General features: G+C 67.4%; 19 protein-coding genes and 1 pseudogene. 11 read left to right on the forward strand and 9 right to left on the reverse strand.

Features of this window, described 5'->3' with window-relative positions:
* Positions 1-543: SAM-dependent methyltransferase (locus ACIRA7_RS08075; protein ID WP_396220343.1), on the forward strand; the 543-nt coding region annotated here is incomplete at its 5' end.
* 229 nt (positions 544-772) lie between these two features.
* Complete coding sequence (locus tag ACIRA7_RS08080) at positions 773-949, forward strand: hypothetical protein (RefSeq protein ID WP_396220344.1); 177 nt, start codon at positions 773-775, stop codon at positions 947-949.
* A 97-nt stretch (positions 950-1046) separates the two neighbouring features.
* On the opposite strand, the gene ACIRA7_RS08085 is transcribed toward ACIRA7_RS08080, so the two are convergent.
* Complete coding sequence (locus ACIRA7_RS08085) at positions 1047-1355, reverse strand: hypothetical protein (protein ID WP_396220345.1); 309 nt, start codon at positions 1353-1355, stop codon at positions 1047-1049.
* Positions 1356-2111: 756 nt separating this feature from the next.
* Between ACIRA7_RS08085 and tdh the strand changes: the two genes are divergently transcribed.
* Positions 2112-3134: an L-threonine 3-dehydrogenase gene (tdh, locus tag ACIRA7_RS08090; protein ID WP_396220346.1), complete on the forward strand. Its 1023-nt coding sequence runs from the start codon at positions 2112-2114 to the stop codon at positions 3132-3134.
* A 13-nt stretch (positions 3135-3147) separates the two neighbouring features.
* Entirely contained in the window at positions 3148-4344 is a 1197-nt protein-coding gene (locus ACIRA7_RS08095) for a glycine C-acetyltransferase (protein ID WP_396220347.1), read from the forward strand.
* 101 nt (positions 4345-4445) lie between these two features.
* Here ACIRA7_RS08095 and ACIRA7_RS08100 read toward each other — a convergent pair whose 3' ends face one another.
* Both ACIRA7_RS08100 and ACIRA7_RS08105 read right to left on the reverse strand, forming a co-directional pair.
* On the reverse strand, positions 4446-6710 hold the full coding sequence (locus ACIRA7_RS08100) for an NYN domain-containing protein (RefSeq protein WP_396220348.1): 2265 nt from the start codon (positions 6708-6710) through the stop codon (positions 4446-4448).
* 3 nt (positions 6711-6713) lie between these two features.
* Positions 6714-8342, reverse strand: coding sequence for a class I adenylate-forming enzyme family protein (locus ACIRA7_RS08105; RefSeq protein WP_396220349.1), 1629 nt, complete (start codon positions 8340-8342; stop codon positions 6714-6716).
* A 211-nt stretch (positions 8343-8553) separates the two neighbouring features.
* On the opposite strand from ACIRA7_RS08105, the gene ACIRA7_RS08110 reads away from it, so the two are divergent.
* The 5 genes from ACIRA7_RS08110 to ACIRA7_RS08130 all read left to right on the forward strand — a co-directional run bounded on the left by ACIRA7_RS08110 (position 8554) and on the right by ACIRA7_RS08130 (position 14210).
* Entirely contained in the window at positions 8554-9729 is a 1176-nt protein-coding gene (locus tag ACIRA7_RS08110; protein WP_396220350.1) for a sensor histidine kinase, read from the forward strand.
* A 20-nt stretch (positions 9730-9749) separates the two neighbouring features.
* The gene (locus tag ACIRA7_RS08115) at positions 9750-10211 is read left to right on the forward strand and encodes a hypothetical protein (protein ID WP_396220351.1); all 462 of its coding nucleotides are present in this window, start codon (positions 9750-9752) and stop codon (positions 10209-10211) included.
* A 12-nt stretch (positions 10212-10223) separates the two neighbouring features.
* Positions 10224-11627 carry a sigma-54-dependent transcriptional regulator gene (locus ACIRA7_RS08120; protein WP_396220352.1) on the forward strand — a complete coding sequence of 468 codons (1404 nt, stop codon included), beginning with the start codon at positions 10224-10226 and terminating at the stop codon, positions 11625-11627.
* Positions 11628-11724: 97 nt separating this feature from the next.
* On the forward strand, positions 11725-13515 hold the full coding sequence (locus ACIRA7_RS08125) for a hypothetical protein (protein ID WP_396220353.1): 1791 nt from the start codon (positions 11725-11727) through the stop codon (positions 13513-13515).
* A 5-nt stretch (positions 13516-13520) separates the two neighbouring features.
* Positions 13521-14210 carry a hypothetical protein gene (locus ACIRA7_RS08130; RefSeq protein ID WP_396220354.1) on the forward strand — a complete coding sequence of 230 codons (690 nt, stop codon included), beginning with the start codon at positions 13521-13523 and terminating at the stop codon, positions 14208-14210.
* A 9-nt stretch (positions 14211-14219) separates the two neighbouring features.
* On the opposite strand, the gene ACIRA7_RS08135 is transcribed toward ACIRA7_RS08130, so the two are convergent.
* The 3 genes from ACIRA7_RS08135 to ACIRA7_RS08145 are packed head-to-tail and all read right to left on the reverse strand — an operon-like array spanning position 14220 to position 18385.
* On the reverse strand, positions 14220-14798 hold the full coding sequence (locus ACIRA7_RS08135; protein ID WP_396220355.1) for an HNH endonuclease: 579 nt from the start codon (positions 14796-14798) through the stop codon (positions 14220-14222).
* A 52-nt stretch (positions 14799-14850) separates the two neighbouring features.
* The gene (locus ACIRA7_RS08140; RefSeq protein ID WP_396220356.1) at positions 14851-16221 is read right to left on the reverse strand and encodes an amidohydrolase family protein; all 1371 of its coding nucleotides are present in this window, start codon (positions 16219-16221) and stop codon (positions 14851-14853) included.
* 7 nt (positions 16222-16228) lie between these two features.
* The gene (locus tag ACIRA7_RS08145) at positions 16229-18385 is read right to left on the reverse strand and encodes a penicillin-binding protein 1A (protein ID WP_396220357.1); all 2157 of its coding nucleotides are present in this window, start codon (positions 18383-18385) and stop codon (positions 16229-16231) included.
* 68 nt (positions 18386-18453) lie between these two features.
* Between ACIRA7_RS08145 and tyrS the strand changes: the two genes are divergently transcribed.
* Entirely contained in the window at positions 18454-19758 is a 1305-nt protein-coding gene (gene tyrS / locus ACIRA7_RS08150) for a tyrosine--tRNA ligase (protein ID WP_396220358.1), read from the forward strand.
* Positions 19759-19814: 56 nt separating this feature from the next.
* A complete protein-coding gene (gene ilvD, locus ACIRA7_RS08155; protein ID WP_396220359.1) occupies positions 19815-21524 on the forward strand; it encodes a dihydroxy-acid dehydratase in 1710 nt (569 codons plus the stop codon).
* Positions 21525-21711: 187 nt separating this feature from the next.
* Here the strand turns inward: ilvD and ACIRA7_RS08160 are convergent, their stop codons facing one another.
* The 3 genes and pseudogenes from ACIRA7_RS08160 to ACIRA7_RS08170 all read right to left on the reverse strand — a co-directional run.
* The gene (locus tag ACIRA7_RS08160; protein WP_396220360.1) at positions 21712-22431 is read right to left on the reverse strand and encodes a GNAT family N-acetyltransferase; all 720 of its coding nucleotides are present in this window, start codon (positions 22429-22431) and stop codon (positions 21712-21714) included.
* Between the two features lie 123 nt (positions 22432-22554).
* Positions 22555-23706, reverse strand: a complete 1152-nt coding sequence (locus ACIRA7_RS08165) for an aminotransferase class V-fold PLP-dependent enzyme (RefSeq protein WP_396220361.1) — start codon at positions 23704-23706, stop codon at positions 22555-22557.
* A gap of 48 nt (positions 23707-23754) precedes the next feature.
* A pseudogene (locus ACIRA7_RS08170) lies at positions 23755-23943 on the reverse strand (ABC transporter permease); the annotation flags it as partial.

The following is a 23943-nucleotide window of genomic DNA, read 5'->3' on the forward strand; positions in this document are numbered from 1 at the left end:
ATGCTCGAGCAGTACCAGAAGCCCGAGCACTGGGGCATCGATCCCAACGCGATGCTGGTGCGCGCGCTCGCCGACTCGAGTGATCGGCATGTGCTCGTGGCCGGAGCGGAGCGCGAAGGCCCGGCGCTCTATCTCGCGGCACGAGGGTGCGCCGTGACCGCCGTGGAGCCCGCCGAAGACGCCGTAGAACGCGTCGTGCGGGCCGCTGAAGCCGCTGGCCTCACCGAGCGGGTTCGTGGCTACTGCGCCGATCTTGGTGGCTGGGCCCCCGACGTGGAATTGCACGGGGTCGTCTGCTCACCCACCGCGTTTGCCGGCCTCACCATGCAGGACCGCGCCCGCGTGATCGAAGTGCTGCAGAGCGCCACCGTCGATGGCGGTGTGCACCTCGTGGAGACGATCGCGGCCGGTACCGAAAGCATGCACGGTGGCTTTCCGCTCGAAGAGTTGCGCACGCGATACCGCGGGTGGACGATCTCCGTGGAAAAGACGGTGGGGCTGCGCGAAACGTTCATGGCGCGCAAGGACGTCGCCGTCGCGTAGCGGCCGCCGCCGACGGCGTGTGTCTTTTGCACACGCTCATCGTGAGAATGTATCGTGTCAGTAGGACACCGCCGACGTGGCCCACGTCGGCGTTTTGTTTTCAAGTCGTTCAATCACAAGAGGTTACAAATTCACTACGAGTGGCACCAAGTGTGCTATGTACGAAGGCGTTCGGTCGTGTCCCGCACGGCCCTGTTGTCGTCACCTTTCGGGTGGAGGATCACCCACTATGCGCCTCAAAGAGTCTGTTGTCGTCCTGTCGCAGCGCGAGCCCATGGGGATCGTGATCGCCGATGGTGGCCCGGGCGATCGTCCGTCGCGGTTTGCGGCGTTCGTCTGGGGCCCCGTGCCCGACGACGAGGGGCCGGTGTCCGACCGCGTGAAGGAGTGCGTCGCCGCGTTGTAGGTCGCACGCGGTTCGGAGGTCATGGAAACGTGAAAGGCGCCGGCAGACATGCCGGCGCCTTCGCGTTTATACACCTGCAAACGGCCTGACCGCGGAATTACGCGGCGACCGGAGCCGGAGCGGCAACCTTCTTGGCGCGCTTGGTGGCCTTGCGGGCAACCTTCTTCGCAGCCTTCTTGGCGCCCTTCTTCGCGGCCTTCTTGGCACCCTTCTTCACAGCCTTCTTGGCAACCTTGCGGGTCGCCTTCTTGGCCACCTTACGGGTCGCCTTCTTGGCCGCCTTCTTCACCGTCTTCTTCACGGCCTTCTTCGCGCCCTTCTTCGCGACCTTGCGGGTCGCCTTCTTCGCGACCTTACGGCCACCCTTCTTTGCCGCCTTCTTGGCGGCCTTCTTGGCAGGAGCCATTTCGAAAATCCTCTCGAGGAGGTTTGGATCGCACTCCCTTTCCCCCGGTGGAAAGGTGAGCTCACACAAGGCGCGGCGCATGCACCGCGGTCTTATGCGCTACACGGTCTCCAGAGGAGTCGTGCAGGTGGATGTCCGCGTCGAGGAGCGACGGGACCAGGCAGTAGCAGAGCGCAGCGCAAAAACGCGAGGAGCGTAACGCGGCCGCACCAGGCGTTCACGAGGGACGGGGGAGATGCGCGCGAGGCAACGAATGCCGATGGTGTCGTGGGGGGCGACGACACGAGGCCCGCGCGGCTCACGCATCGCGATGGCGACAGCGGAGCAAGCCGTCGCTCCGCGCACAGGCGCGAGCAGCGACGACGAAACCGTGGGCTGAACCAGACTGCGGTTCGCCACACCAGAGGAGATCGCCGAGGCGATCGTGGACTGCTCGAGGAACTCGTGCCGTTTTATGGCCACGCGTTGCCGATGAGGATTGCGCACCCTGTTGCCGTGTTGCGAGAACCACGGAGACCCGGATGTGGACAGAACACGCAAGTCGTTGAATTCACGCGAATATACGCGTGGATAATTCAAGTGCGCAATAGCGCGTATAAAGAACGCGCGCGAATACATCACCGCACGCCAACGCCGCCGTCATCATCCGGCCTTCCACGCGCTCCGTACGCGTGCGACTTTTCGCCGTTCAACGGCACGACGATCTCTCCGGCGGCGCGCGGCCATACCGTGCGGGTCGGTTCTTCTGGGAGTGACATGAAAGCGTTGGTGAAGCAAACGGCTGGGCGTGGATTGACGCTGACCGAGGTCCCCGAGCCCACCATTCGCGATGACGAGGTCCTCATTCGCGTGCGCAGTGCCGGGGTCTGCGGCACCGACGTGCACATCTACGAGTGGGACGCCTGGGCCTCCGGCCGGTGCAAGCCGCCGTTCATCTGCGGGCATGAGTTCGCCGGTGATGTCGTCGCCGTCGGCGGCTTCGTCGAGAGCGTAAAGGTCGGAGACCGCGTGACCGCCGAGGGGCACATCGTCGACGAGCGCTCGCTGTTCAGCCGAACCGGCAATGCGCACGCCGACCCGTCCACCAAGATCATCGGGGTCGACCGCGACGGCTGCTTTGCCGAGTACATCGCCATGCCGGCCACCAACGTCTGGCACCTCGACGATGCCATCAGCTACGACATCGGCGGCATTCACGACCCGATGGGCAACGCCTTTCACACGGCGCTCACCGCCAACATCCCCGGCGCCGTGGTGCTCATCACCGGTTGCGGGCCCATCGGCGCCTTCGCCGTGGGCATCTGCAAAGCCGCCGGCGCCGCGCGGATCATCGCCACCGACGTGAACCCCAAGCGTCTCGCGCTGGCCCGGACCATGGGCGCGCACGACGCAGTACATCCCGACGACGCCAAGGCCGCCGTCATGAAGGCCTCCGATGGCAACGGCGCCGATGTCGTCCTCGAAATGTCGGGCGTCCCCTCCGCCGTGCATCAGGCGTTCGCGCTCTGCCGCCCCGCCGGGCGCGTGAACATGCTGGGGATTCCGTCCAAGTCGATCGACATCGACTTCGCCACCGAGATCATCTTCAAGGGTCTCACGATCTACGGCGTCGTCGGCCGTCGGATGTACGACACCTGGCACCAGATGTCGCGCTTCGTCGCCTCCGGCAACTTCGATCCGACCCCCGTAATCACGCACCGCCTCCCGCTCGAAGCGGTCGATGACGCGATGCAACTCATCAAGTCCGGCGACGCCGGCAAGATCATCTTCCAGCTGTAGACCGGGTTTCTCGATGTCTCTCACGACTGAATTGCAGGCCGAACTCGACGCCCTCAAGGCCGCCGGCACCTACAAGCGACTCAACCATCTCGAGTCGCCGCAGGGGGCTCGCGTGCGGATGGAAGGACGCGGCGAAGTCATCGTGCTGTCGTCCAACAACTATCTTGGCCTCGCCAACGAGCCCGCGGTGGTGCAAGCCGGCATCCATGCGCTCGAGCAGTACGGCGCCGGCACCGCCTCGGTCCGCTTCATCTGCGGCACCTTCACGCTGCATCGCGATCTCGAAACCGCGCTCGCCCGGTTCGTGGGGACCGAGGCGTCGCTGTCCTTCGTGTCGGCCTGGAATGCCAACGAAGCGCTGACGCCCACGATCGCCCGCGAAGGCGACTTCGTGGTCTCCGACGCGCTGAACCATGCGTCGATCATCGACTCGGTGCGCCTGGCCAAGTCGATCACGAAGTGCACGACCGCCGTCTACAAGCACAGCGACATGGACGACCTCCGGGAGAAGCTGCGCGGGGCGAAGGACGCCAAGCGGAAGATCATCTGGACCGACGGTGTGTTCTCGATGGAAGGCTCGATCTGCAAGCTCCCCGAGATCCTGCAGATCGCCCGCGAGCACGACGCGATCGTGGTCATGGACGACTCACACGCCACCGGCGTGCTGGGCAAGACGGGACGCGGCACGGCCGAACATTTTGGCGTGCTGGGCGAGGTGGACATCATCACCTCCACCCTCGGCAAGGCGCTTGGTGGCGCTGCCGGCGGTTTCATCGCGGGCCCCGCGGCCCTCTGCGACATGATGACGCAGCGCTCGCGGCCGCAGCTGTTCTCGAATGCGCTGCCGCCCACGGTCGCGGCCAGCTCACTGGCCGCCGTGGAATTCACGGAAGCGCACCCCGAGCGGGTCACCACACTGCACGACAACGCGGCGTACTTCCGCGCGGCGATACAGGAGGCGGGGTTCCATCCGCTCCCCGGCGAAACGCCGATCATTCCGATCATCGTGGGCGAGACCGCGCTGGCCATCACGGTCAGCGAAATGCTGCTCGACCGGGGCGTGTTCGTGACCGGCTTCGGCTTCCCGGTGGTGCCCAAAGGGGAGGCGCGCGTGCGCTGCCAGGTCAGCGCTGCGCACAGCCGAGACGATCTCGACGCCGTCATCGCGGCGTTCAAGGAGGTCGGCAGACTCGTGGGCTTGTTGCACTAGGCAACGACGGGACGGCGAGGGGAATACGAAGCCGGATCGTGAGGACCGAGGTACACCTCGGTCTCCACGATCCGGCGCGGGCTGCTCCCCGTTCGTCCTGTTTAACGCTTCTTTGCGGCCTTCTTGGCTGGGGCCTTGGCCGCAGCCTTCTTGGCGACCGGCGCCGGAGCCTTGGCGGCCTTCGGTGCCGTCTTGGCGGGAGCCTTGGCGGGAGCCTTGGCTGGGGCCTTCGCCGGAGCCTTGGCGGGCGCCTTGGCCGGAGCCTTGGCGGGCGCCTTGGCCGGAGCCTTGGCGGGCGCCTTGGCCGGAGCCTTGGCCGGAGCCTTGGCCGGAGCCTTTGCTGGGGCCTTGGGGGCCTTTTGCGCGACCGGGGCCGCCTTCGCGGCCGCCTTGCTGGCCTCCGGCTTGGCACCACGACCACGGGCCGGCACCGTCGGCGCCTCGACCGCCGCCGGAGCGACCGGCGTAACCACCGACGCCTCTACCACCGGCGTCACGGCCGCCGGCGCAACCGGCGCGACGGCGCCGTTGGTGGCGGGTGCGACCGGTGCCTCGACCGGACGCGCACCGACCACGCCGAACATCAGGAGGTCCGCCGGCGGGCCGACCGGGCCACGCCCACGGGCTCCCCCGCGCGGCGCCACGCCACGGGCGCCCATACCGCGCGGCGCCTGTGGTAACAGCGCTGCGGCCGCCTTGGCCTCGGCCTTCTGCGCGTCGTCCACCGTCTTGAGCTGCTCCACGATCGAGGCGGCATCGGCGGCACGCGCGACTTCGAAATCGTTTCCACGACGACGGAGGTCGATCATGTTCGCATCATGCGCGTCCTGCAGAATGCGTTCGAACATGCGGGCGCTCAACGACTCGCTGTCGCGACCAAGCAGCTCGAACGCCTTCGTGCGCGCCGCGCTGGCGCTCGTGGCATCGTCGCCCTGCACCAGCGCTTCGACCGCACGACGCACCAGGTCGAACGCCTCGCTGCGCGTGAGGCGCTCGCCACTGCTGCCGATGTGTCCCGCCACCGCCGAGCCGAAGCTGGGCGCGGCCACCGCGGGCGTCGACACCTCTGGTGCGACCATCGCGGGCTCCGCCGGCACGCTCACCGGCGTCGTCGCATCGGCCTCGACCCGCGGCTCACGACCTTCACGATCGCGGAACCTATCGCGACCACGGCCACGACGGTTGCGACCGCGGCGCGCCTCACGCTCGCCTTCACTGGCGGCATCCGTCTCTCCACCCACACCCGCGGCGTCGGCCAGCCCATCGACCGCGACCGCACCGGTATCGACCGTCGCGGTGACGCCAGCCAGCCCCGCCGCTTCCGCCGCGTCGTCCGCCGCATCCTGCTCGGCGTCGGCGGCATCCTGCGCGGCGTCACGCACTTCGCCGTCGACCGGCGTGCGGTCGAACCGATCGCGACCACGACCACGACGGCCGCGGCGACTACGACGTTCGTCGCGTTCACGATCGCTTTCTTCGCGACGCGCTTCGGTGGGCGCCGCCGCACTCGTGCTCGAGGCCGGTGCGATGCTGCCATCGGGCGTGTCGATTTCGAGCTGGCCGCTGTCGAGCTTCGTGACCTTGAGGAGCCCCTTGTGGGCGGCGTCCTGCACGAAGCGCGAGAACTTCGGCATGCCGAGGTTCTTCTCGTCGAAGGACGAGTCGATTTCCTGCATGACCTGCTTGAGGCGGTCCGAGCGCATGACATCGCCGTTGCGCTTCATGCGATTCACCGACTCGGTCACGAGCTCCCACGGATCCCAGCGGGTCGACTCGTCATCGCCCGTCTTGGTGAGGCCGGCGAGCGCGTTGTACGAGTAGTACTCGTCGCAGTTCATGACCAGGAGGTCGCTCGACGACTCGCGGATGCCGACGCCGATCACGTACTTCCCGTACTCCTTGAGCTTGATGACCATGCTCGAGAAATCGGAGTCACCGGAGAGCAGCACGAAGGTGCCGATCTCGGGGCGCGTGAAGACGAGCTCCATCGCGTCGATGGCGAGACGGATGTCGGTCGCGTTCTTCTTCGAGGAGCCGTAGGCCGGCGCGAAGATCAGATCGATCGACGACTCGGTGAGCGGCACGATGTACTGCGGGTAGCGACGCCAGTCGGCGTACGCGCGGCGCACCGCGACCTTACCCTTGACGATGTCCGACGAGAGGAGGTTGTTGAGCTCGCCCTGCAGGTCGGAGCGGATGCCCATCGTGACGTTGTCAAAATCGATGAGCAGCGCCGCGTTCGGGGCGTGGGCCGGCGGGGCGGCATTCGGGGAGGTCACCGGAGTGACGGCCTGCGGTCCGCGATGGAACGGCGCGATGGTACGGGACGGTGCCGCGGTGCGGGACCGGGTGTCATGTCGACTCATGGACTAGTCTGGATACGAAACGGAGTGATCGAGCGCGTTGCCGTGCAGCGCCGAGGCGCTCATCGTGTTGGCGCTCAGCGCGATTGCCCGCGCGAGTTCTCGCCGCCGCACTTTGCCACTTCCCGTCATGGGAAAGACATCGAAGAAGCGGACGAAATCGGGAACCTTGTCGGCGGCCATCGTGTGCTGGGCGAAGCGCTTGATCTCGCCGCCCGTGATGACTGCCCCTTCTACTGGCACGATGCACGCGCACACCAGCTCCCCCATGACATCATGGGGCACGCCGATCACGCACACATCGTCCACGGCCGGATGCGCACGCAGACGATCCTCGAGTTCGCGCGGGTACAGCTGCATGCCCCCGCGTGAAATCGTCTCCTGCCGCCGCCCGACGATCTTCACATACCCATCCTCATCGATGATCCCCAGATCACCGGTGAGGAAAAACCCGTCCGGCGTCATGACCTTGGCGGTCTCGGCCGGCATGCGGAGATAGCCCCGCATGAGATTGGGCCCGCGAACGGCGATCTCGCCAACCGCTTCGGGTCCGTGCAGTGCGCCCGTCACGAGATCCATCGCCATGATCTCGACGCCGGGAAGGGCGTAGCCCACTGTGCTCAAACGACGCTCGTCGTTGTCGGCAAAGCGGGTGATCGTGACGATCGGTCCGGTTTCCGTGAGGCCGTATGCCACGAGCACATCGCACCAGCGACGTACCCGACGCACCAGCGCCTCGTCCACCGAACCGCCGGCAATGACGCCGGCTCGCAGCGAGGTGAGTCGCGACGGGTCAAACGACTCCTCTCGCATGAGGAGGTGATACTGCGTGGGCACGCCGTGTAGCACCGTGACCTTCGCGTCGGCGATGAGCGCGAGCGCGCGCGCCGGGTCGAAGGACGGTTGGATCACGATCGTCGCGCCACGTGCCATCGTGCCCAGCATGACGCCGAAGCCGAAGATGGCAAAGAACGGGACCGCGCCGAGCACGCGGTCGTCGGGCGAAATCTCGAGGAGTTCCGCCATACGGACCGCGTTTTCCACCAGCGCCCGGTGCGACAGCGGCACGCCCTTGGGCTTGCCCATCGTTCCCGACGTGTACAGCACCGCCAAGTCCGTGGTGTCGTCGTACACCGCGGGACGCGGCACCGGTCGCCCGGTGCCGCTCGAGACCAGATCTTCAAACTGGAAGATCCGGTCGTCGTACCACAGATCCTCGTCGCCTACCGTGACCACGTACTGCAGGTCGGGCAGATCGCCGAGCAATTCTTCGAAGCGCTGCAGAAAGTCGACGCCGTCCCATCGCTCGATGGTGACGACGGCGCTCGCCTCGGCGTGTCGCAGCTGGTAGCGCAGATCGTGAATGCTGAGCTGCGGACTGACCGGCACCACGACGGCGCCAAGCTTCGCGGCGGCCAACGTGGCGATGATCCACTCGACGCCGTTCGGCAGGTTGACCGCGATGCGATCGCCCACGCCAAGCCCCAATTCGGAGAAAGCCGCAGCCAGGGAGGACGCGTCCGCGTCCACCTGCTGATAGGTCCACGTCCGTTCACCATTCGAGGCGAGCACGCGCGCGGGATGCTCCTGCGCACGTTGCTCGATCAGGGGGGCGAGGGACCACGACGTTGCCATTCCACTCCGGGATCGGGTACAGCCACGTAAATTACCGACTATGAACGAGATGCGGAAGCCGACCGTCAACGAAAGTGGGTCGAGCCCTCAGGAGGGTCCGGGGGAGAAACCCCTCCCCGCGCCCTCGCGTACGCACTCCCGACGGGAACGGCGTCGGCGTCGCCTCGCACGAGCCGGCGCCACGGCTCCATTCCGGTCACGGTTGTTCGCCATGCTGATCCTGTTCGCGCTCGTCCCCACGGTGGCGGTCACCTTGGTGGGCGTGGGCACGGCCAGCCGGGCGCTCTCGCTGTTGTCGGCCCGTTCGGCGTGGGAGCGGATCGCGCTCAGCGGCGAACAGGCGCTGGCGGCCACGCGGAGCGCGCCGCTCACCGTCGAGCAGCGGGCCGTGGTGGATCGGCACGAGGCGGAGCTGCGGCAGTCGGTGGAGTTGGCCCGTCGCTTCGATTTCGTGGCCGCGCGCTCCATGCGACTGGTGGTGGCTGGCGCGGTGCTGGTGGTGTTGTTGGTGGCCGTTGGTGCGTCACGCGTGGCCGGACATTTGAGCCGTCAGCTCAGTCGACCCCTCGACGAACTGGTGGGATGGACGGGACTGATCCGCACAGGGCGGCCCATCCCGGAGCAACCGGAGCGCCTCGGCGCGCCGGAATTCGAAGTGCTTCGAACGGGGATGCGCACGATGGCTCAGGAGCTCGATACCGGACGACGACGGGCGCTCGACGCCGAGCGCGCCGAGGCGTTTCGTGAGTCCGCCCGTCGCTTTGCGCATGAGCTCAAGAATCCACTCACCCCGATCCGCTTTGCCGTTGACCGACTGCGGCGGTCCGCGCCTGAGGAGTTGCGTGACACCGTGGAGGTGCTGGCCGAGGAAGCGGCACGGTTGGAAACGATGGCCAAGAGCTTCGCGCAATTCGGCCGACTTCCCGATGGACCGGCCGCCGACATCGATGTGCTGGAGCTCGTGACGCGCGTCGCGCGCAGCACGGTCCCGGAGCGACTGGCCGTCACCATCGAGGGGAACGACACGCTCCCGCTGGTGCACGGCTTCCACGAACCGCTGGTGCGTGCGATCACGAACGTGTTGCTGAACGCCGTCGATGCCTGCGGCGCGTCAGGACAGATCGACATCGGTCTCCGCCACGACGCGCCCTTTGTCATCATTACCGTGCGCGACAGCGGCGGTGGCATTGCCCCCGACACGTTGGTCCGCATGTTCGATCCCTACGTGACCACCAAGCCTGGCGGCACCGGACTGGGGCTCGCCATCGCCCGTCAAACCATGGACGCCCACCAGGGCTTCATCGACGCCACCAGCACCGTCGGTGTCGGCACCACGATATCCTTACGCCTGCCGGTTGAGCGGCGCACCGCGAGCACGGAGCCATGATGCAGCAGATTCCCAACCCAGTGAGCGACGCCTCTCGCACCGCCGACCCACCCGCTCCGCCGTTGCCCCCCGGCACCATCGTCTTCACCGGCGACGGCAGCGGGCAGAACGTGCAGATCAACGTGAAGGGCGGCAACATCGTGCTCACGCAGGGCACCAACACCACGACCATTCCGCTCAACGACGTCGTGCCGCGGGGCTTGGTGCAGATGTCCTGGGCGGTGGCCGCCTCGGTGATCGCGGTGTTCATCGGCTGGCCGATCGCCCGCGCCGTGGCGCGCTACCTCGACCGTCGCGGCCGCGCCGTGCGTGCCGACAACGCACTGGAAGCGCAGCTGGCGCAGCGATTCGACGCCATGGAGCGCAACATCGACACCGTCGCGGTGGAGATGGAGCGGCTCAGCGAAGCGCAGCGCTTTACGTCGAAGTTGCTGGAGCAGCGTCCGGCCGCCGCGGCGGTTCCCGTCGACACCAACCGATAGGGACGCGCGGAAATGCCCAGTGTCCTGATCGTCGACGACGAACCGAATATCCGACGCATGGTCGGCGCTCTGCTGAGTGCCGAAGGATATGACGTGCGCGATGCCGCCGACGGGGCCGCTGGGCTCGCCCTCGCCGAATCCAACGAGCCGGATGTCGCGCTCGTGGACCTCATGATGCCGGGTGACCTCGATGGACTCGCGCTGCTGCAGAAGCTGCGCGAACGCCGGCCGGATATGCCCGTGGTCATGATGAGTGGACGCGCCGCCCTCACCGATGCGGTGCGCGCCACCAAGCTCGGCGCCTTCACCTTCCTCGAGAAACCGCTCACTCCTGAAGGCGTGCTGCTGGCCCTCGCCTCGGCCTTCGAGCTTCGTCAGGCGCGCCGCGCCGCCGCCGCGCTGCGCGAAGACCTCGGCATCTCGGGGGAGATGGTGGGCGATTCCCTCGTGATGCACGAGGTGCGCACCCTCATCGCACGCGTGGGTCCCACCGACGCCCGCGTGCTGATCACCGGCGAATCGGGCACCGGCAAGGAACTCGTGGCCGCCGCGCTGCATCTGGCCAGTCCGCGGCGCGACCGGCCGTTCATTCGGGTGAACTGCGCCGCCATTCCGCGTGATCTCGTGGAAAGCGAGATGTTCGGACACGAGCGCGGCGCGTTTACCGGCGCCACGGATCGTCGCCTCGGTCGCTTCGAACTCGCGCATACCGGCACGCTCTTTCTCGATGAAGTGGGCGACCTCGGTGCCGAAGCGCAGGCCAAGCTGCTGCGCGCCATCGAAGCACGGGAAATCGAACGGGTGGGCGGCGGCAAGCCGATCAAGATCGACGTGCGCATTCTGGCCGCGACGAACAAAGACCTCGGTCGCGCCGTGGCCGACGGCAGCTTCCGCGAGGACCTGTTCTTCCGCCTGAATGTGATTCCCATGCAGCTGCCACCACTACGCGACCGTCCAGGCGATCTGCCGGCGCTGGTGCGGCATTTCTCGGCGCGACACCGCACCCGCACCGGCCGACCGCTCGTGCAATGGCACGACGACGCCCTCGGGGCCCTCGGCAGCTATCGGTGGCCAGGCAACGTGCGCGAGCTCGCCAACGTCGTCGAGCGCCTGGCGATTCTCCATGCCGGCAGCGTGGTGGGTCGCGCCGAAGTGTTGCAGGTGCTCCCCGCGGTGGCAACGGATCCCTTCACGATGTTGTCGAACGACACGCCGGCACATGGAGCCGAGACGCTGCTGCCCATGCCGACGCTGCCCCTGAGCGATGCCCTCGACGCCTACGAGCGTCGACTGATTTCGGCCGCGCTGGCCCAGAGTGACGGAAACGTGGCCGAGGCCGCACGCCGCTTGCAAACCGACCGGCCGAACCTGTACCGACGTATGCGCCGACTGGGATTGGCGGCGGCCGGCGAGTGATCCCCCCGTCGTTCAATCCATCGGCGCGCTCGGCGTGTCTGTCGTACGATCACGGAGGCGTCCCCTCCGTTACCGAGAACCTCAGCAGGAGAAGGCGATGAAGGCAGCCACGCCCGTGCATGGGCGCGCACGGATGGTCCTGGCGGCGATGTGGGTGACGCTGAGTGTCCTACCTCTGGCGTCGGCGTCGGCGCAGCGAGATCGCGAGCCGGACCCGGATCGCGCACGACGGCTTGGTGGCATCCCGCGCGAGGTGGCGCTCGAAGTCACCGCGGTGTGGAACGCGCCCGCGACGCGGCGGGTGCGCGGCGACTTCGCGTTGGCGCGCACGGACACCGTACGCGGTGATCTGGCGGTACTCGGTGGCCGCGTACGCCTGGCGGGCGTGGTGACGGGGCAGGTCGTCGTGCTCAATGGCGACGTCTCGATGGTGGATGACGCCCGTATCGAGCGCGCGCTCACGGTCATCGGCGGCAGCTTCGAGTCGCCTGAACGCCTGCATGTGGGCGGCGAGATTCGGGTGTGGAGTGCGGCGTATCGCTACCACGAGGTGGGCGACACGCTGGTGGCCGAACTCGACATTCTCGGGCGGTGGTCCCGATGGACGCACGACGACGAGCGGAGTGCCTCGGGACGCACGGCGAGCGACCTGCTGGTCACGACCGCGCACACCTACAATCGAGTGGAAGGGCTGCCGATCTACGTCGGCCCGCGCTTCCGCGTCCGGAACGGCGACACGCGCGTGCAGGCCGAACTGTTCGGCATCTTCCGCACCGGTGACCAGCTGAGGTGGACACGCGAAAACCTGGGCCATCGCCTGCTGTTTGACGTCCGTCACGGGAATCGTGTCGGCGTGGCGGTCGGCGGCCGTCTGTTCGATGAAGTCGACGCGGTCGAGAAGTGGCAGCTCACCGATACCGAGGTCGGACTCAACACCTTCCTGTTCACGCGCGACTACCGTGATTTCTATCAGCGTCATGGCGGCCACGGGTATGTGAGCGTGTTCGCCGGACGCAGCTCGGAGCTCCGTGCATCGTACGGGCAGGAGCGATGGGGGTCGCGTCGGGCGCGCGACGTCCTCTCGATCGTGAACGACAACGTGCCGTGGCGCGTGAATCCGCTGGCTGATGAAGGCGTGATGACGCTGCTCACGGTGTCGGGCACCTTCGACTCGCGGAACAGCCCCAGCGACCCGCGCGCCGGCTGGTATCTGCGCGGCGAGTACGAGCACGGGAACGGTGCACTCACGCGCAGCAATCCGCGTACGGTGAATGCGCTGGTCGCGGAGACCGACGCGGTGTATTCGCGCGCGCTGCTCGACGTCCGCCGCTACAACCGTCTGGGACCGATCGCATCGCTGAACATGCGCGCCGTCGTGGGCGGCTGGATCAATGGCGATCCGCTACCGGCGCAGCGCCGATTCTCGGTGAGCGGCATCGACGCACTCCCCGGCTTCGACTTCCGTCGTCAGCTGACCAGCACCGACGTGGGCACCTGCGCCCTCGGTACCGAAGCGGCGTATGCGGCGCTCGGCCGTCCGTCGCTGTGCGATCGCATGGCGCTGCTGCAAGTCGAGTGGAAGGGGGACTTCCGCGTGAATCTGTTCGGCGACGAGGATGATCTCGGCGATCGCCGGTGGGTGTTCAGTCGACTGAAGGCCGACGGGGCGTGGGTGGTCTTTGCGAACTCCGGGCGCGGATGGCTGGTGGGCCCTCGCGGCACTGACGCCCTGCGCTACCCGAAGGGATCGGTGCCGGAGCTCCGGTCGTGGCGCACCGATCTCGGCGGCGGCTTCGATTTCGGCACCTTTGGCGTGTACGTGGCGCAGGCCGTGTCGGAGAGTGGCCTGTCGCCCAATGTCTACGTGCGGCTCGGGCGCCGTTTCTGATTCGCGTGATCCCTGACTCGATGCACTCGCCGTTCCCACCGGTGTCGTCATCGGTGTGGATACGGGTCCGCTCGCTGGTCGTCGTGCTACTGCTCCTGGTCGGAGTCGTCAGTGCGGCGTCAGCGCAGTCGCGGCCGGAGATCGACATCCGCGTGGCGCCGGCCGCCTATCCGCCACTGGTGGCGGTCCGCGGCGTGCTGACGGAGAAGCCGTTCGACGAATTGCTGCGCAGCGGGTTCCCGGCCCGCCTGCATGTACGCACCGAGCTCTGGTCGATCGGCGGCTGGTTCGACGATGTGCTCAGTCGCGCGGAATGGGACGTCGTGGTGCGATACGATGCCATCGACCGCACGTACGACGTGGCGCGCTTCGTGGCGGGACGCCTGACGCCGCTGGGGAGCTATGTGCGCTTCGCCGATGCGCGCGCGGCCAGCGAACTGGCGTATCAACCGGCGCTGTCCACGCCACCACGTGGCCGCAAGAGCTACGTGGCCGTGCAAGCCGAACTCCAAACGCTCGACGTGAGCGACCTCGATGAACTCGAGCGTTGGCTCCGCGGCGAGGCGTCACCGGCGGTGCGCGGGAAGCGCAACCCCGGCACCGCGATCACGCGCGGGGTGCGGTCCCTGGCGAGCCGCCTACTTGGTGGTGAAGTGCGACGGCTCGAGGCGAAAAGTCCGGCGGTGTCGTACTGACGGACGGCCTTACGTCGCGCTGACCGCGCCCTCGATCTTCTCGAGCTCGCGCAGCGTTTCTTCGCCGTAGAACACCTTGATGTACTGCGCCTGAATCGGCGTGAGTCGCCGCACCGCCCAGCTCAGATGCACGAAATGCGGCTCAGACGGGGCGTGCAGCGGCGTCATGCCGATTTCGTTCGGCATGCGATTGGCCTTCTTGGTGTTGCACCCGCTGCAGGCCGTGACCACGTTCGTCCACTCGTTCGAGCCACCGCGCGAGATCGGAATGAGGTGATCGCGCGTGAGCGACTCGCGGGGCTTGAGCTCCGTGGACCGGCGCCCGCAGTACTGGCACTGGTAGTCGTCGCGGGCAAACAGGAACGTGTTCGTGACTTGCCGGCGGAATCGCCGCGGCACGTGCACAAAGCGGGTCAGGCGGATCACCGCCGGTCGCGGAAACGCTTGTCGTTCGGAGCGAACGGGCATGCCCGTGTCGGCCTCGACGATTTCCGCCTTGCCGTCGATTACCAGCCGGAGTGCACGCCGAAGCGGCACCATGGTCAGGGGTTCATACGACGCATTCAATGCGAGACAACCGGCGCTCACGCCCTACCCTCCACTCTACAGTGTCAAGGTCGATGGGTCCGCTCTCTGAAGCTTACCTCGTGGTGGAAGCCCGTCGCCACTGCTGCAGGCGCTCTCGCCACGCTCCAACGCGTAACGGTAAGGTCTCGTCGCGCAGGGTCAGTTCGCCGCGCACGACCAGCTCGCGGCCGGCGACGGTCACCAGGGTGGCTTCCACCTTCCCGGCCAGGGCGTGTACCAGCGCTACCGCCGGATCGAACAGTGGCTGCGCGTCGTCATGGTCGAGGGGGAAGGCCGCCAGATCGGCGTCCTTCCCGATTTCAAGTGTTCCGACCCTTGTCGCGAGGCCGAGCGCCTCCGCCCCCCCGCGGGTGGCGAGCGTCAGGGCGTCGTGCGCGTTCAAGGCATCGGGCATACCCGTTCGCAGCGAATGGAACAGGGTGGCCTGACGCGCTTCTCCCAGCAGATCCATGCGATCGTTGCTGGCCACCGAGTCGGTGCCGAGGCCGGTGCGGATGCCGTGCGCCAGCATGCGATCGAGCGGAGCGACGCCGTGCCCGAGTTTGGCGTTGGAGATCGGACAGTGGACGATACTCGCCCCGGCCTCGGCGATACGCGCCATGTCCCGATCGTCGGCCTGGATCACATGAATCAGCAGCGGCTGGGCCGCCAGTACGCCGGTCGCCTCGAGCAGCGCGATCGGCGACTCGGCTTGGGCCGCTACGGCGATATCCCGCGCCCGCAGCCGGTCGGCAAACGGCCCGGCCCCATCGCGCACGAAGCGCATCTCGGCCGGGCTCTCCGCCACATGCACTGCCATCGGTAGCGCCTCACGCCGCGACAATGCGGCCGTGGCCGCGAAGAGGTCGCGCGACACCGTGTACGGCGCATGGGGTGACACCCCGACACGCACCAGGGCCGTATCGTACGCGCGGGCCGCGAGCACGCGGGCGGTGAGCTGCGCGATCGCCCCGTCGCACTGTGCCGGATCGGGGCCGAACACTTCGAGATACGCCACGCCGCGCACGCCGTACTCGCGCATGGCGGTGAGTGGAGCGCCGGAGTCGGTGGTATCGGCGAGGCATGTGATCCCGTTGCGCAGCGCTTCGCGGATGCCAGCCCGCGAGGCATCGAGCAACACACCCTCGCTCATGAGATCGCGGCGAATCGTGGTGAGCGCGCCCAGCCAGTCGCGGAAGTCGAGCCCCTCGAGAAAACCGCGCAGCAGCGTGAGCTCGAGATGCGAATGTGCGTTCACGAGCCCCGGCATGAGCGCCGCATTCCCCAGCGGCACGGTGCGGATGGCGCCCGGCGTGACAGTCACGGCACTCGCCGCCCCCACGAACGCAATGCGCCCCGCCTCCACCAGCACTGCCCCGTCGCGTATCGGCGCCGACGAAATCGGCAGCACCCAGTCGGCGGTGTACAGCGTGCGGTCACTCACGCGGCTCTCACGTGGGCGGAATCTTGAACGGGTTCGTCGAGTCGGCCTTGGCCCGCAGCTTGGCGACGCTGTCCGTCGAAAGCAGCGGGCGCGACGTCGGATCGGTGCAGGTACCCGTCGGTTCGGTGCCCTGCACGAAGAATTCCGTGGTGAGCGCCGTCATGCAGCTGCTGTTGGCGAGCTGTCCCGTGACCGCATCGATTTCGCGCACGATCACGCCGTCGGGGCGCGGCCAGTCGGGGGGCTGCGGCTTGCGGCGATACACCTCCGTCATGAACGACGCCCACGCCGGCGACGCGAGTTCCCCGCCCTGCGCATTCGCCTTGATCTTCTGCGGTTTGTCGAAGCCCATCCAAACGCCGGCCACCAGGTCGGCGGTGTAGCCGATGAACCACACGTCCGCGCCGTCATTCGTGGTACCCGTCTTGCCGCCGGCGGGTACGCGGAAGCCCGAGCTCCAGATGCGGGCGCCGGTACCGCGCACCACCACGTCCTTCATCATGCTCACCATCAGCCACGCCTCTTCCGGTGACAACACGGCCTCGCGCTCCGCGGCTGGCTGCCACACCACCTTGCCCTCGGCGTTCTCCACCTTGAGAATCGCGTGCGGCGACGTACGCAGCCCGAGGTTGGCGAACACCGAATAGGAGGCAATCATCTGCACCGGATACACGTCGGCGGAGCCGATGAAGACGGACGGATATGGTGGGATCGGCGTGGTAATGCCGAAGCGTCGCGCCATCGCGATCACCTTGTCCGCGCCCACCGCCAGGCCGGTGCGGATCGCCGCCAGATTGCGCGACTGATACAGCGCCTTCCGCATGGGCATGCTGCCCTGGAACTTCATGTCGTAGTTCTGCGGCGTCCACGTCTCCCCGCTGATCTGGTCGAGCGAGATCGGCGAGTCGTCCACGACCTGCGCGGGGCTGAAGCCCTCGTGCACGGCGGTGGCGTACACGATCGGCTTGAACGTGGAGCCGGGCTGGCGCAGCGCCTGCACGGCGCGATTGAACTTGGAGTCACCGAAGTCGCGTCCGCCCACCATCGCGCGCACCGCCCCGCTGCGCGGATCGACGGCCACGAAGGCGCCCTGCAGATACGGTGAATTGGCGGCCCCCCGTTCGCCCCCCTCGGCCGATCGCGCGAGATACTCCTCGTAGGTCAGGTGCGCGTACTTGCCATGGCGCCCCGCCTCGATCGCCTGCAGCTGATTCTCCAGTGCACGCTCGGCGGCCCCCTGCATATCGACGTCGAGCGACGTGAAGACCTTGTAGCCTTCATCGTAGAGTCCCTTGCCGAAGTGCGCTTCGAGCTCCTGCCGGACCCACTCCACAAAGTACGGCGCCACATCGCCCGACTCGGTGCGTTCGGCGAGTTGCAGAGGATACGCTTTGGCCAGCGACGCGTCGGCCGCGTTGATGGCGCCTTCACGACGCATGAGCTCGAGCACGGTATTGCGGCGAAGGATCGCGCGATCGGCGAAGCGTCGCGGGTTGTAGCGCTCGGGCCCCTTGAGCAATCCGGCCAGCACGGCGGCTTCGGCCACACTGACGTCGCGCACCGGCTTGCCGAAATAGCGCTGCGCGGCGGTTTCCACACCGTACGCGCCGTTGCCGAGGTAGACCTGATTCAGGTAGAGCTCGAGGATCTTGTCCTTGGTGTAGCGCTGTTCGATGGCACGGGCCACGCGCGCTTCCTTGATCTTGCGCAGCAGCGTCTTCTCGCGGGAAATGCGATCGGAGAAGACGTTGCGGGCCAGCTGCATCGTGATGGTGGAGAAGCCCTGCACGTAGCTGCCGGCCTTCAGGTTGCGCGCGAGGGCGCCGAACACACGGTAGTAGTCGATCCCGGAATGCGAGTAGAAGCGGCGGTCTTCGGTGATGACGACGGCGTCGCGCACGTGCTTGGGGATGTCCTTCAAGCGCACGAGCGTACGACGCTCGACCCCGAGTTCCGTGATGAAGCGGCCGTCGGCGGCGTACACTTTGGAGGTCTGACGCGGCACGTACCGCTCGAGTGAGGCGATCGACGGGCACCGCCCATCGCGGCAGATGACGCTCCACGCACCAAGGAGCCCGCCGGCACCGACCATGCCGCCGAAGATCCCGACTACGAGCAGCCACCCCAACCACGGGCGCCGCGAAAGAACGGAGAAAAGAGCCATAGATGACCTGAAGGCTACCCGACCACGCGGGGGCGCGCCAAGAGCCAGCCCCGCGATAACTTGTGAGAATGTCCGAGCCCTCAGCCCCGATTTCCGAACTCGCCTGGCGCGAGCTGCTGTTCCAGCACACCGAGGGCCTTCCGGCCGCCTTCGCGGCGGGGCAGGTCACCGGCTACTGCGGATTCGACCCCACGGCGTCGAGCCTGCACGTGGGCAACCTCGTCCCCGTCATGGGCCTGGTTCACCTGCAACGGGCCGGCCACCGTCCCATTGCCTTGGTGGGCGGCGGCACGGGGATGATCGGCGACCCCAGCGGCCGCAGCAGTGAACGCACGCTGCAGACGCTGGAGACGATCGCCGAGAACGCCGAAGCGATCCGGCGGCAGCTGGCCAAGTTCCTCGATTTCGAGGGACCGAGCGCGGCCAAGCTGGTGAACAACGCGGACTGGCTCACCAAGCTGTCGCTGCTCGACTTCCTGCGCGACACGGGCAAGCACTTCTCGATCAACTACATGCTGGCGAAGGACTCCGTGAAGTCGCGGCTCGAGACCGGGCTGTCGTTCACCGAGTTCTCCTACATGCTGCTGCAAGCGCACGATTTCCTCGAGCTGCATCAGCGCGAAGGCGTGACGCTCCAGATCGGCGGGAGCGACCAGTGGGGCAACATCACCGCCGGGCTCGAACTGATCCGCCGCACCACAGGCGGCGATGCCAACGCGCTCACCTTCCCGCTGATCACCAACGCCGACGGCTCGAAGTTCGGCAAGAGCACCGGCGGCGGATCGGTGTGGCTCGATCCCGCGCGCACGTCGCCGTACAAGTTCTATCAGTTCTGGATCGGCGCCGATGACCGCGACGTGTCGCGGTACCTGCGCTTCTTCACGCTGCTCGACCGCGAGGTCATCGAAGCGCTCGATGAGTCGGTGCGGACCACCCCCGAGAAGCGTGAGGCGCAGCGCGCCCTGGCCACCGAGGTGACCACGCGCGTGCACGGAGCGGAGGCGGCCCGCGTGGCGCAGGAAGTGTCGGCGCTGCTGTTCGAGAAGGCTGACCCGCAGGGACTGTCCGACGCGGCGCTCGAGGCCCTGCGTCTCGAAATTCCATTCGCGACGTACGCGGCGCCGGCGGATGGTGGACCGGCCAACGGTCCAGCGCTTTCCGAGGGGATCGACGTCTACGAGTGTCTGACGGCGCTCGGTGTGGCGGCGTCTCGCGGGGCGGCCAAGCGGCTACTCGAGCAGGGCGGCGTCAGCATCAACGGCACGAAGCTCTCGGCTGCCGATCGCATGATCGGTGAAGACCGGTTGCTGCGCGGCCGTCATCTGCTGCTCAAGAAGGGCGCGCGCGAGTTTGGGCTGGTGTACGTCCCGTAAGCACCCGGCACACGCCCAGTTTTGGCAGGTCTCCACCCCTCCGAGTACCCCACCGCATGGACAAGTCGAAGCTCCCGAGTCGTCACACCACCGTAGGCCCCGAGCGCGCGCCCCATCGCTCGTACTACTACGCGATGGGCCTCGACGAAGCCCAGATCGCGCAGCCGATCGTCGGGGTCGTCTCCAGCTGGAACGAGGCCGCCCCGTGCAACATCTCGCTGCGCCGTCAGGCCGAGGCGGCCAAGCGCGGCGTCACGGCCGCCGGCGGCACGCCGCGCGAGTTCACCACGATCACGGTGACCGACGGTATCGCGATGGGGCACGCCGGCATGAAGGCATCCCTCGTCAGCCGTGAAACGATCGCCGACTCGGTCGAGCTCACCGTGCGCGGCCACACGTACGACGCGCTGGTCGCGATCGGCGGCTGCGACAAGGCGCTGCCGGGGCTCATGATGGCGATGGTGCGACTCGATGTCCCCTCGGTGTTCCTCTACGGCGGCTCGATCATGCCGGGGCGCTATCAGGGACGCGACGTCACCGTGCTCGACGTGTTCGAAGGCGTGGGCAAGCACTCGGCGGGCACCATGACGCTCGAGGAGCTCACCGCGCTCGAGAAGGTGGCCTGTCCCGGCGCCGGCTCCTGCGGCGGGCAGTACACCGCCAACAGCATGGCGTATGTGTCGGAAGCGATCGGTCTGGCACTGCCCGGCTCGGCGAGCCCGCCCGCCGTGCTCGAATCACGCGACGTGTACGCGGAGCGCGCCGGCGAAGCGGTGATGCGCCTGCTGCGCGACGGTCCGCGTCCGCGACAGATCGTGACGCGCAAGTCGCTCGAGAATGCGGCGGCGGTGGTGGCGGCCACGGGCGGCAGCACGAATGCCACCCTGCACCTGCCGGCGCTGGCCCATGAAGCCGGTATCGCGTTCGACTTGTTCGACGTAGCGGAGGTGTTCGCCCGCACGCCGCTGTTGGCCGATCTCAAGCCGGGCGGGAAGTATCTGGCGAAGGATGTGCACGAGATCGGTGGCGTGTCGATCATCCTCAAGGCGTTGCTCGACGGCGGCTATCTGCACGGCGACTGCATCACCGTCACCGGTCGCACGCTGGCCGAGAATCTGGCCGATGTGGTGCTCCCCGAGGGACAGGATGTGGTGATGCCGGTCTCGCGGGCGCTCTCGATGACCGGCGGTCTGGTCGGCATGCGGGGCAACCTCGCCCCCGACGGCGCGGTGGTCAAAGTGGCCGGCTTGCACACGCGCGTGTTCAGCGGGCCGGCCCGGGTGTTCGACAGCGAGGAAGACGCGTTCGCGGCGGTGACCGAGCGGCGCTACGAGGCCGGCGATGTGCTCATCATCCGCTACGAAGGGCCGCGCGGCGGTCCGGGTATGCGCGAGATGCTCTCCACCACGTCGGCGATCTACGGGCAGGACATGGGCGACAAGGTCGCGCTCATCACCGACGGCCGGTTCAGCGGCGCCACCCGTGGGTTGTGCATCGGGCACGTAGGCCCGGAAGCGGCCCTCGGTGGTCCGATCGGCCTCCTGCGCGACGGCGACCTCATCGACATCGATGCGAACGCCGGCACGATGTCGGTGCGGTTGTCCGAGACGGAGCTCGCCGAACGCCGCGCGGCGTGGGTGCCACGGCGTCACGACTTCCAGTCGGGCGCGATCTGGCGCTACGCGCAGACGGTGAGTCCGGCGCGATACGGGGCGGTGGTGCACCCGGGCGGCGCGGCGGAGACGCACAATTACTTCGAGAGTTAGGCGCTATCGGCTGATAGCGTAACTGCAAACTCCCTAACTGCAAACTCCCTAGGAAGCAGGAGGGAGGGTATCAGGGGGCAGGAGGCAGGTGAACGGCACGCAGTTGCTGCTTCCTGCTTCCTGATACCCTCCACACTGCTCCCTAGGGAGTTTGCAGTGTGCAGTTTTCAGTGTGCGGTTGGCAGGATTAGCGCTCCGCCGACGCGACCACATCCACCCGCGTTACGTGCAGCGTCAACGCGCGCGCGAAGCTCACGAACCCCACGGTGCTGGCGAGGGCGCGTGCGGCCAGGTCGCCGACGGTCAGTCGCACAAACGGAATGAAGCCCTGACTCAGCACATGGCGCGCGAGGGCGTGCAGCACCACCCGACCGTAGCCCGCGCGCCGGTGACGCGGCGACACGAGCACGCGGACGCGGGCCAGCTTTCCCTGAGGCGCATCGACGGTGGCCAACGCCACCAGCACACCGCCCTGTAGCGCGCCGACCCGATGCGGCGAATCACTGTTGCCGCCGCCCTCGTCCCACTCTCGCGGCGAGACATCGTGGCGCAGCATGTCGAGCACGGCGCGACGCGGGTCGTACACCAGCATGCCCGCCACCTTGGGCGGGGGCGACAGCGTGCCTTCGTCCACCAGTTCGACGGCGGCCGGGTCTTCGCCCACCGTCAGTCGCGCCGAACGCAGGGCGATCACCGAGCCGGGTAACAGCTCGAGGCGCGTCAGGGTGATCAGGTCCTGCACATCCGCCGGATCGAGCCCAAGGTCGACGTCCTCCTCACAAGGCACCGACACCAATCCGACCGCGTGGCGCACGAACGTGCGCACGACCCGCTGGTCGCCGCAGAGCCGTTCGACCGTCGCCACCCGATGTCGTTCCAGAAAACCGACCGGACATCCGAGGGGCATGGCGCATGAGCGCAGAGCGTCCGCGACGCTGCGATCGGCGAGTGTGCCTCGAAGGTCCTTCAGTGAATCCGACATTGTGACTACAACATGGAGGCATCGGACCCAAGGTCCAATACCCAATCTTCAATTGTCAAGAATCTTGAGCACCCGTTCGATCTCGGCGGCGGTGTTGTAGCAATGCGGGGATAACCGGATCGCCCCTTCCCGAACGGTATGGGCGACCTGTGCGGCACTCAGCCGCGCGGCCATCGCGCCCAACGACTCGGCGGCGAACGCGATGACCCCGGCCCGGCGCGTGGGGTCGGCCGGCGTCACCAAGCGGATATCCGCACGCGACTGCGCCCACTCCACGATCCGGGTGCCGAGCGACGCGATATGGGCGGCCACGGCGTCCACCCCGATGTCGAGCAGGATCCGCGTCGACGCATTGGCCACGGCGAAGTCCTGATAGGCCAGCGTCACGACTTCGAAGCGCCGCGCATCGTCGAAGAAGTCGTAGTCGTAGTCGGTGAGACGGGTGTAGTCGGTGGAGGTCTTCATGCACGCCCAGCCGACGTCGATGGGGTCGAGGGCCGTGATCAGCTCGCGTCGCACGTACACGAAGCCGGTGCCCCACGGGCTGAGCTGCCACTTCTGGGCACCGCTGGCGAAGATGTCGATCGGGAGCGCGTGCAGGTCGATCGGCCGCACACCGCAGCCCTGAATGCCGTCTACCACGAAGAACACGCCGTGCGCCCGACAGGCGGCACCGATGCGCGCGAGGTCGACCACATAGCCGGTGGCGAATTGCACCCACGACACGACGACGGCCACCACATCGGGGCGCGCGATCGCGGCCACCAGCGCGTCTTCGTTGGGAAGCCCATGCGCTCGCGGAATCAGCTCGAGGGTGATGCCCCGCGCGCCGAGTGCTTGAAAGGGATAGACGCAGCTCGGAAACTCCCCATCGAACGTGAGAATCGTACCCGGACGCAGCGGGAGCGCCCGCGCGGCCAGATTGAGCCCGTAGGTCGTGTTGGGCATCAGGGCGATCTCATCCGCGTCGGCACCGACCAGCGCGGCAAACTGCGACCGCGCCGTCGAGGCGGCATCGAGCATCCACTGGAACGGCAGCGCGTGCGGCTGCGCCCGCATTCGGCTCCACGTGTGCGCCACCTCCACCGCCGCCGCCGGCATCGGCCCCACGCTGGCCGCATTCAGGAAGATCGCCGGATCGTTCGCCATCCAGGCGTACTCGCGGTCGCGGAGCGCCGCGACGTCGTGCGAAGTGGTCATGATCTGCCTATCGGGAATGCCCGAGTGCGGGTGAGACGAGTAGACGGCCTATGGCAGGCGACGGGCGGCACGCGGATCGAGCGCGTCACGCAAGGCATCACCGAGCAGGTTGAATCCAAGCACGGCAACACCGATCGCCAGCCCCGGAGCAAGACTGGTCCACGGGGCGTTGCGTAGCTGCGAGAGATCGCGACCATCGGCGATCATCGCGCCCCAACTCGGGGTTGGCGGTTGCAC

The organism is Gemmatimonas sp. (assembly GCF_044376735.1).
In the GTDB taxonomy this organism is placed as follows: Bacteria; Gemmatimonadota; Gemmatimonadetes; order Gemmatimonadales; family Gemmatimonadaceae; genus Gemmatimonas.

What these genes read in the sequence shown, in the direction of transcription:
- tyrS (WP_396220358.1), top strand. Translation starts at nt 18,454, where the DNA reads ATGTCCGAGCCCTCAGCCCCGATTTCCGAACTCGCCTGGCGCGAGCTG.
- ACIRA7_RS08145 (WP_396220357.1), bottom strand. Translation starts at nt 18,385, where the DNA reads ATGGCTCTTTTCTCCGTTCTTTCGCGGCGCCCGTGGTTGGGGTGGCTG.
- ACIRA7_RS08085 (WP_396220345.1), bottom strand. Translation starts at nt 1,355, where the DNA reads ATGGCTCCTGCCAAGAAGGCCGCCAAGAAGGCGGCAAAGAAGGGTGGC.
- tdh (WP_396220346.1), top strand. Translation starts at nt 2,112, where the DNA reads ATGAAAGCGTTGGTGAAGCAAACGGCTGGGCGTGGATTGACGCTGACC.
- ACIRA7_RS08095 (WP_396220347.1), top strand. Translation starts at nt 3,148, where the DNA reads ATGTCTCTCACGACTGAATTGCAGGCCGAACTCGACGCCCTCAAGGCC.
- ACIRA7_RS08165 (WP_396220361.1), bottom strand. Translation starts at nt 23,706, where the DNA reads ATGACCACTTCGCACGACGTCGCGGCGCTCCGCGACCGCGAGTACGCC.
- ACIRA7_RS08080 (WP_396220344.1), top strand. Translation starts at nt 773, where the DNA reads ATGCGCCTCAAAGAGTCTGTTGTCGTCCTGTCGCAGCGCGAGCCCATG.
- ACIRA7_RS08110 (WP_396220350.1), top strand. Translation starts at nt 8,554, where the DNA reads ATGCTGATCCTGTTCGCGCTCGTCCCCACGGTGGCGGTCACCTTGGTG.
- ilvD (WP_396220359.1), top strand. Translation starts at nt 19,815, where the DNA reads ATGGACAAGTCGAAGCTCCCGAGTCGTCACACCACCGTAGGCCCCGAG.
- ACIRA7_RS08125 (WP_396220353.1), top strand. Translation starts at nt 11,725, where the DNA reads ATGAAGGCAGCCACGCCCGTGCATGGGCGCGCACGGATGGTCCTGGCG.
- ACIRA7_RS08160 (WP_396220360.1), bottom strand. Translation starts at nt 22,431, where the DNA reads ATGCCCCTCGGATGTCCGGTCGGTTTTCTGGAACGACATCGGGTGGCG.
- ACIRA7_RS08100 (WP_396220348.1), bottom strand. Translation starts at nt 6,710, where the DNA reads ATGAGTCGACATGACACCCGGTCCCGCACCGCGGCACCGTCCCGTACC.
- ACIRA7_RS08105 (WP_396220349.1), bottom strand. Translation starts at nt 8,342, where the DNA reads ATGGCAACGTCGTGGTCCCTCGCCCCCCTGATCGAGCAACGTGCGCAG.
- ACIRA7_RS08120 (WP_396220352.1), top strand. Translation starts at nt 10,224, where the DNA reads ATGCCCAGTGTCCTGATCGTCGACGACGAACCGAATATCCGACGCATG.